6 protein-coding genes are annotated in these 8,055 nt (G+C 73.0%); 5 read left to right on the top strand and 1 reads right to left on the bottom strand.

All coding sequences use genetic code 11. The annotated features are described in order from the left end of the window. The first annotated feature begins 66 nt into the window (after window positions 1-66). On the top strand, window positions 67-1,077 hold the full coding sequence (locus DEF28_RS24100; RefSeq protein ID WP_181874449.1) for a C40 family peptidase: 1,011 nt from the start codon (window positions 67-69) through the stop codon (window positions 1,075-1,077). A 507-nt stretch (window positions 1,078-1,584) separates the two neighbouring features. After that, window positions 1,585-2,613, top strand: a complete 1,029-nt coding sequence (locus DEF28_RS24095; RefSeq protein WP_114400661.1) for a C40 family peptidase — start codon at window positions 1,585-1,587, stop codon at window positions 2,611-2,613. Window positions 2,614-2,724: 111 nt separating this feature from the next. Here DEF28_RS24095 and DEF28_RS24090 read toward each other — a convergent pair whose 3' ends face one another. Continuing rightward, window positions 2,725-4,527, bottom strand: coding sequence for an AMP-dependent synthetase/ligase (locus tag DEF28_RS24090; protein ID WP_114400662.1), 1,803 nt, complete (start codon window positions 4,525-4,527; stop codon window positions 2,725-2,727). A 342-nt stretch (window positions 4,528-4,869) separates the two neighbouring features. Between DEF28_RS24090 and DEF28_RS24085 the strand changes: the two genes are divergently transcribed. The 3 genes from DEF28_RS24085 (at window position 4,870) to DEF28_RS24075 (ending at window position 7,741) form a co-directional block, all read left to right on the top strand. After that, window positions 4,870-5,259 (top strand): hypothetical protein, encoded by a 390-nt coding sequence (locus tag DEF28_RS24085; RefSeq protein WP_114400663.1) that lies wholly within the window; start codon window positions 4,870-4,872, stop codon window positions 5,257-5,259. 281 nt (window positions 5,260-5,540) lie between these two features. Next, window positions 5,541-6,626 carry an iron-siderophore ABC transporter substrate-binding protein gene (locus DEF28_RS24080; protein ID WP_114400881.1) on the top strand — a complete coding sequence of 362 codons (1,086 nt, stop codon included), beginning with the start codon at window positions 5,541-5,543 and terminating at the stop codon, window positions 6,624-6,626. Between the two features lie 167 nt (window positions 6,627-6,793). Next, window positions 6,794-7,741 carry an ROK family glucokinase gene (locus tag DEF28_RS24075; RefSeq protein WP_114400882.1) on the top strand — a complete coding sequence of 316 codons (948 nt, stop codon included), beginning with the start codon at window positions 6,794-6,796 and terminating at the stop codon, window positions 7,739-7,741. The last annotated feature ends 314 nt before the right edge of the window (window positions 7,742-8,055 follow it).

Here is an 8,055-nt window from a genome sequence, read left to right as displayed (position 1 = left end):
CTCCCCGGCCCACCCCCCGCCCCTCTCCCCAATGGGGAGTTTCGACTTAAGGAGCGTGTACCGCCCGTGAGCAACCATGGTGGTCGGCGCACGGCCCGCCGGATCGCGACCGGCCTCGGCGTCGTGGCCGCCGGAAGCCTCATCCTTCCCCCGGGAATCGCCCACGCCGATCCGGAGCCCACCCGGGAGGACGTGGAGGCGAAGCTCGACGAGCTCAACGAGCAGGCGAGCGCCATCGTCGAGGAGTACAACCAGGCGAAGGAAGACTACGACGCCGCCGAGAAGAAGCTTGAGGAGCTCGAGAACCAGGTCGGCGACGAGGAGGACCGCTACAACGAGCTGCGCGAGCAGGTCGCCCAGTTCGCCAGCGCCGCCTACCAGGGCGGCGACCTCGGTGCGGCCACCACCGCGCTGTCCGTGGACAACCCCGAGGACATCCTCAACCAGTCGGCCGACATCGGCTACCTCTCCGAGAGCCAGCGCGCGGCGCTGGAGGAGTTCGCCGGCTCGTCGGAGCGCCTGATCCAGCTCAAGGAGGAGGCGGAGACCGCCTTCGAGGAGTCCAAGGACAAGAAGGACGAGCTGGAGGAGAAGAAGCAGGAGGTCGAGGAGGCGATCGAGGAGCAGGAGGAGCTGCTCGCGCAGTTCCCCGGCTCCGACCCCACCGGCGACTCCGACTCCGCCGGCGGCGCCACCGGCGGCAGCTACACCGGCTCGGCGTCCGGCAACGCCCGCAGCGCGCTCGACTTCGCCTACGCCCAGCTCGGCAAGCCCTACGTCTACGGCGCGGCCGGCCCGGACAACTTCGACTGCTCCGGCCTCACCATGCGCGCCTGGGGTGCCGCCGGCGTCAGCCTGCCCCGCACCTCGCAGGCGCAGGCCGGCGCAGGCCAGCAGGTCAGCCGCGACGCGCTGCAGCCGGGCGACCTGGTGTTCTTCTACAGCGGTCTGACGCACGTCGGCATCTACGCCGGCAACAACCAGATGGTGCACGCCCCGCGCACCGGCAAGAACGTCGAGGTCGTCTCCCTGGCCGGCTACTGGGACAGCGAGTTCCAGATGGCCATCCGCCCCTAGGAGCACGAGCGCCGGCGCGGGCGCGGCCCGCGTCCGCCCGGAGAACCCGCCGCCCGGATCACGGAGAACCCGTGCGCCGGGCGGCGCCGTTGTTCCAGGATGGAACGGGGCGATCGGGTTACGGACGGAATGTCGCCCGTTATGCGGCTTTCGCGAAATTGGATAGCAAAATAACGAATTGGTTGAGATCGGGACTGGAGTGCACTACTGTGCACTCCCGAGCGAGGTCGTCGTTCTCGCCATCACCAGGATGGCAGCGACCGGCTCCCGCCGTTCTCCGCGCCCCCCGCTGTACCCCCCTGACCGGCAGCGCGGAGGCCGGGGAGACCACCGACGCGCGCGCCACCCCCGTCCCCCGCCGGCGCGCGGCCGAGATGGCCTCCCAGGGTGAATCAGTGACCATCCCAGTGGCGCTGTAGGGCAATCCCCCGTGTCACCGCTTCATCTGCCCGAACCCCGCACCCGCGTGCCGGCAGGCGGTTCTTGGGAGAAAGGTGTGCCACCACCGTGGATAACCGCCATGATCGTGGCTCTTATCGCCGCCACCTCGCGGCTGTCGGCTTCATAGCCGCCGGCGCCCTGGTGCTCTCACCGGGTATCGCCAACGCCGAGCCCACCCCGGACGAGGTCCGGGACGAGATCGAGCAGCTCGAGCGTGAGTTCTCCGAACTCAACGAGGCGTACAACGCCGCCAAGCAGGACCACGACGCCGCGCAGAAGAAGCTGGAGGACATCGAGCAGGACCTCCAGGACACCGAGGACGACCTGGAGTCCCTGCGCGGCAGCGTCCGCTCACTGGCCAACGCCGCCTACAGCGGCGCCGACTACAGCTCGCCGGCCTACCTGCTGTCCAGCAGCGGACCCGAGGACGTGCTCCGGCACGCCGCGGACCTGGGCTACCTGTCCAGCAGCCAGGAGCAGAGCCTCCTCCAGTACTCCGAGAAGAAGGACACGCTGGAGCGGCTGCAGGACGAGGCCGAGCAGACCGAGCAGGAGGCGCAGGACAAGCTCGACGAGGCCGAGGAGGCCCGCGACGAGGGCGAGCAGAAGATGGAGGAGCAGCAGGAGCTCCTCGACTCGCTCACCGCCGAGGAGCAGGCCGAGGCCACCTCGGGCGTCGGCGCGGCGTCGCACGACTCCTCCTCCGAGGGCGCGTCCTACACCGGCTCCGCCTCCGGAGACGCCCGGACCGCGCTGGACTTCGCGTTCGCGCAGGTCGGCAAGCCCTACATCTGGGGCGGCACCGGTCCGGACGGCTACGACTGCTCGGGGCTGACCCAGGCTGCCTGGGCCCAGGCCGGGGTCAGCCTGCCGCGGGTCTCCCAGGACCAGTTCAACGCGGGCCAGCGCGTCTCCTGGGACCAGCTGCAGCCGGGCGACCTGATGTTCTTCTACGACAGCTCGGCGCCGACGCACGTCGGCATGTACGCCGGCGACAACCAGATGGTGCACGCCTCGACGTCGTCCAAGCCCATCGGGGTGGTCGAGCTCAACGACTACTACCGCACCAACTTCGTGGGCGGCGTCCGCCCGTAGGGGGACGCCACGACGCACCGGGACCGACCCGGACGGGGGTCGCGACGCGCTGCGCGTCGCGGCCCCCGCGCGTCTGGGCCGGCCGGCAGGCAGCGCCGGGGCCGGGCGGTGTCAGTCGGCGTAGATGGCGTCGATCTCCTGGGCGAACTGCTTGGTCACGACGTGCCGCTTCACCTTCAGTGACGCGGTGAGCTGGCCGCCGGCCTCGGTGAAGTCGACCGGCAGGATCGTGAACTTGCGCACGGACTCGGCCCGCGACACCGACCGGTTGGCGCGGTCCACGGCCACCTGGACCGCGGCCCGCAGGTCGGGGTCGTCGGCCAGCGTGGCCGGGGTGGCCGCCGGGTCCTTGCCGTTCTGCCGCTTCCAGAACTCCAGCGCCTCGGCGTCCAGGGTGATGAGCGCGGAGACGAAGTTGCGGTTGTCGCCGATCACGATGCAGTGGCTGACGAGCGCGTGCCCGCGGATGCGGTCCTCGATCCCGGCCGGGGCGACGTTCTTGCCGCCGGCGGTGACGATGATCTCCTTCTTGCGGCCGGTGATGCGCAGGTAGCCGTCGTCGTCCAGTTCGCCGAGGTCGCCGGTGCGGTACCAGCCGTCCTCGTCGAACGCCTCGCGGGTGGCCTGGGGGTTGTCCCAGTAGCCGCGCATGACGTGGTCGCCCTTGACCAGCACCTCGCCGTCGTCGCCGATCCGGATCGACACCCCTGGGAACGCCCGGCCCACCGTGCCGATCCGCTGGGTCAGCGCCTCGTTCACGGCGGTCGGCGCGGAGGTCTCGGTGAGCCCGTAGCCCTCGATGACCGTCAGGCCGATGCCGCGGAAGAAGTGGCCGAGCCGCTCGCCGAGCGCGGACCCGCCGGAGATGGCGTGGTTCGCCCGGCCGCCGAGGGCGGCCCGCAGCTTGCCGTAGACCAGCCGGGAGAACAGCGCGTGCCGCAGCCGCAGGCCGAGCCCGGGGCCGCCGGTGTCCAGCGCCTTGCTGTAGGCCACCGCGGTGGCCGCGGCGGCGGCGAAGATCCGGCCCTTGCCCTCGGCGACCGCCTTCTGCTCGGCCTTGTTGTACACCTTCTCGAACACCCGCGGCACCGCGAGCAGGAACGTCGGCTGGTAGACGGCGAGGGTGTCGATCAGCTCCGGGCCGGTGCTGGGGAAGTGGCCGAGGACGGTCTTGGACTCCACGCAGCCGATCTGGATGACGCGGGCGAAGGAGTGCGCCAGCGGCAGGAACAGCAGCGTGCTGCGGCCCTCCAGCGTGAACACCTGGCGCAGGGGGTGCTGGATGATGTTGTGCAGCGTGAAGAGCAGATTGCGGTGGGTGAGCTCGCACCCCTTGGGGCGGCCGGTCGTCCCCGAGGTGTAGATGAGCGTGGCGAGGTCGTCGGCGCGTACGGCCGTGCGCCGCTCCAGCACGTCGGCCTCGGGGATCTCCGCGCCCGACGCGCGCAGGTCGGCCAGGCCGTCCCCCTCGATCCGCCACACGTGCTTGAGGTGGGGGACGTCGGCGCGCACCGCCTCCACCCGGTCGGCGTGCTCGGCGAGCTCCACGAACGCGGCCAGGCAGCGGGAGTCGCCGAGGATCCACGCGATCTGCTCCTCGGAGGAGGTCTCGTAGACCGGCACGGTCACGCCCCCGACGGTCCAGATCGCGTAGTCGATCACGGTCCACTCGTAACGGGTCCGGGACATCAGCGCCACGCGGTCGCCGTGGCCGACCCCGGCCGCGAGGAGGCCTCGCGCGATGGCCATGACGTCGGTGTGGAACTCGGCGCAGGTCACGTCGTGCCACTGGCCCGACTCCTGCCGCCGGAACATCACGGCGGCGGGCTCCTCGGCGGCGCGCGCGAAGGGAGTGTCGGTCAGGCGCGCGTCGGCGGGGGTCTCGACCTTCACGGGACGGCTGTACTCGCGCACGGGCTGGCTCCTGGGCTAACGCGGGGACGGAGGAAGGTGTTGTGACGACGGTAACAAGCCCCGTTACCGCCGGGTAGAACCGGTTCTCGTTCGGTATGGGAAAGTGATCGAGCGGCGGGGTGGGCAGCACTTTCCCTCCGGCCGGGGGCGGTCGGAGGTTCCAGTATGCCGCCGGGGGCCGCTCCGGCGCGGCGGGTCGCCGGGTTACGCGCTGGTAGGGGAGAAAGGCCACCCCGCCCCCTGAAGTCCCTCGGGGATGACCCTGGATTCGACCGGCGCGCCGTACCCTCCCGCCCGCACGGCGGTTAACGTGGCAGCAAAGCGACCTACAGGCAGGTGAGCATGGCACGACCGGATGGGGATTCCGCGGGATCCCCCGACATCATCGACGACGCGCTGCGGATGGTCGGCGCGGTCCAGCGCAGACTGATCGTCGCGGGGGTGCGCCGCGGCGTCGCCGGCGCGACGTCCTCCTCCCGCACTCCGGACGTCTGGGAGCAGGCGGTGCGGGAGGAACCGGGCCGGGAGGAGCCGGCCCTCGACCAGCTCCTCGGCATCGTCCGTACGAAGGGGCCGGAGGTCGCGGGGCACCTCGGCCGGGCCGGCGTGGCGCTGGTCGGCGCCCTCGGCGAGACGGCCGCGGTCATCGGGCGCTCCATCGAGCGGGCCCAGCGCGAGCGGCCGGACCGGGAGAAGGCCGGCGCCGGCGCTCCGGGGTCCCGGACGCCCTGACCCGCCCCCGGCGACTGGCCCCCGGCCTCCCACCCCGATCCCCGCAGAAGCTCCCGACCCCCGTGTCCGCGCCCCTCCGAGCGGAGGCGGGGGTCTCGTGTCAGCCCCGCCATTGTCTTCCCATCAGGCACAGGTTAGCCTTGCCTAACCGGGTCGTCACCTCCGTCCGAACCCCCGCACGGCCATGCGCGCGCATGCCGGTACGCGGCGCGGCCCCGGACGCGGCCCCACGGGACCCGGCGCCGCCGCGGCGACGGGCGGACACGAGACCGAAGGACGTCATGAAGAGCACGATCGAGCGCCTGCGCACGGACCGCCGGCTGCCGTGGGGCGGGACGGCGCCGCGACCGCGCGGCGGAGTCGGGCGTCGAGAGCTGCTGGCCGGCGCGGGGAGCGTGCTGCTCCTCGGCGCGGTCGGCTGCACCGGCACCTCCGAGGAGGGCGGCGACGCCGCCGCCCCCGGCCGCCGGATCGAGCACAAGTACGGCAGCGTCGAGATCACGGACCGGCCCGCGCGGGTGGTGACGGTCGGGCTGACCGAGCAGGACTACGTGCTGGCGCTGGGCGGCACCCTGGTCGGGGTCCGCGAGTGGTTCGGCGGGCACGAGGGCGCACTGTGGCCGTGGGCCCGCGAGGTGCTCGGTGACGCGCCGCTCCCGGAGGTGCTGCCGGTCGAGGAGCTGAACTTCGAGCGGATCGCCGCCCTGGAGCCCGACCTCATCCTCGGAGTGAACTCCGGTCTCACCCAGGAGGAGTACGACCTGCTCTCCAACGTCGCGCCAACCGTCGCGCAGCCGGGGGACTACCCCGACTACGGCGCGCCGTGGCAGGACATCGCCCGGATCGTCGGTCGCGCACTGGACCGGGAGGCCGAGGCCGAGGCGCTCGTCGCCGACATCGAGGAGCGGTTCGAACAGGCGCGGACCGAGCACCCGGAGTTCGACGGGGCCACCGGGCTGCTCGCCACCTTCATCGACGAGGCGGCCTTCGTCTACGCCGAGGGCCCGGCGCCGGGCTTCCTCACCCAGCTCGGCTTCGAACTGCCGCAGGCGGCCGCCGAGCTGTTCACGGACGAGAACCGGGCGCCGGTCGAGGTCAGCCTGGAGCGGTTGGAGGTGCTCGACTCCGACGTCCTGCTCGTGGGCCTCTACGGCGACGGGCAGCGGCTCGCGGAGCGGCCCGTCGTCCGCGACCTCGACGTCGCGCGCGAGGGCCGGATGCTCACGATGCCGGAGATGAGCGGCGTGAACGGCGCGCTCTCGTTCGGGTCGGTGCTGAGCCTGCCGTTCGCGCTCGACGAGCTGGTGCCGCGCATCGCCGATCTCGCCGACGGCGACGCGGAGACCGAGCCCGCCGCGGTGGAGTGACCGCCGCGGTTGGGGGGACCCGGCTGGGCCGCTGTCGCGTTTGGTAGAGATCCCTGCTCCTCGCGAGGATTTCCGGATTCGTCCCCTAAGAGGTTTAATCCAATGGTTTACTCCAATCAGAGCGGGTCCGCCGGCCGCGGCGGGCCACGACGGGCAAGGAGCCGGCCATGGGATGCACGATCGGCGTCGACGTCGGCGGCACGAAGATCGCCGCCGGCGTCGTCGACGCGGACGGGCGGATCGTGGACCGGATCCGGCGCCCCACGCCGGCCGCCAGCGGCCCGGCCATCACCGACGCGGTCTGCACCGCCGTGGAGGAGCTGGTCGCCCGCTCCGGAGGCGATGTCGAGGCGGTGGGCGTGGGAATCGCCGGCTTCGTCGACGACGGGCGGTCCACCGTGGTGTTCGCCCCCAACCTCGCGCTGCGCGGCGAACCCCTGCGCGACCGGATCGTGCGGCGGACCGGGCTGCCGGCGGTGGTGGAGAACGACGCCAACGCCGCGGCCTGGGGCGAGGCCCGCTTCGGCGCCGGCCGCGGTACCCGCCACCTCGTCTGCGTGACCCTGGGGACCGGGATCGGCGGCGGCGTCGTGCTCGACGGCCGGCTGTACCGGGGCGGGTCCGGCGTCGCCGCCGAGATCGGCCACCTGCGGGTCGTGCCCGACGGCCGCCGCTGCGGCTGCGGCAACCAGGGGTGCTGGGAGCAGTACGCGAGCGGGCGCGCCCTGGTGGCCGAGGCCCGCGACCTGGCCCGCGGCGCCCCGGCGGAGGCGGAGCTCCTCCTGAAGCTGGCGGGCGGCGACCCCGACCGGATCGAGGGGCCGGAGATCACCCGGGCCGCGCTGGAGGGCGACCCCGCCGCGCGCGAGTGCTTCCGCACCGTGGGGCGCTGGGTCGGCCAGGGGCTGGCCGATCTCGCGGCCGTCCTGGACCCGGAGCGGTTCGTCGTCGGCGGCGGGGTGTCCGACGCGGGCGACATCCTGCTGGAGCCGGTCCGGCGCTCGTTCGCCCGCCACGTCACCGGCCGCGCCGTGCGTTCCCTCGCCGACATCCGCGGCGCCGAACTGGGGGCGGCGGCCGGAATCGTCGGAGCCGCCGACCTGGCACGGGTCTGAGCGGGGAGGCAGCAGCCCGGGAGCCGGAGCCGCCACGGCGCGAAACGGCCGCGCCCGCCGCCGGTGCCGGACGAGAGTGCGGACCGGTGCGCTGTCCGGCGGTTCGTGAACGGGGCCGCGTCCGCTCCGACCGCCGTGGCCGGGACCGCGGACGTCCCCGACCAGGAGGGGCGCCACGGGGGACCGCGCGGCTCCGCCGGCAGTCTCCCGGCGATGCCGCCGGCGTCCAGCCGCTCTCCGCCGGGTCGGGTGCGGGGCACCGGACCGGTTGCCGGCGGTTTCCGTGTCCGGCCCCGCCCGGCCCGGCGGAGAGC

Source organism: Marinitenerispora sediminis (assembly GCF_003336425.1).
GTDB lineage: Bacteria > Actinomycetota > Actinomycetes > Streptosporangiales > Streptosporangiaceae > Marinitenerispora > Marinitenerispora sediminis.
Note: the sequence above shows the minus strand (reverse complement) of the source record. Positions and strands in the feature narration are given on the sequence as shown.

Bases quoted from the DNA above. Each gene is read 5' to 3' on its own strand.
- DEF28_RS24075 (WP_114400882.1), top strand. From the start codon at position 6,794: ATGGGATGCACGATCGGCGTCGACGTCGGCGGCACGAAGATCGCCGCC.
- DEF28_RS24080 (WP_114400881.1), top strand. From the start codon at position 5,541: ATGAAGAGCACGATCGAGCGCCTGCGCACGGACCGCCGGCTGCCGTGG.
- DEF28_RS24085 (WP_114400663.1), top strand. From the start codon at position 4,870: ATGGCACGACCGGATGGGGATTCCGCGGGATCCCCCGACATCATCGAC.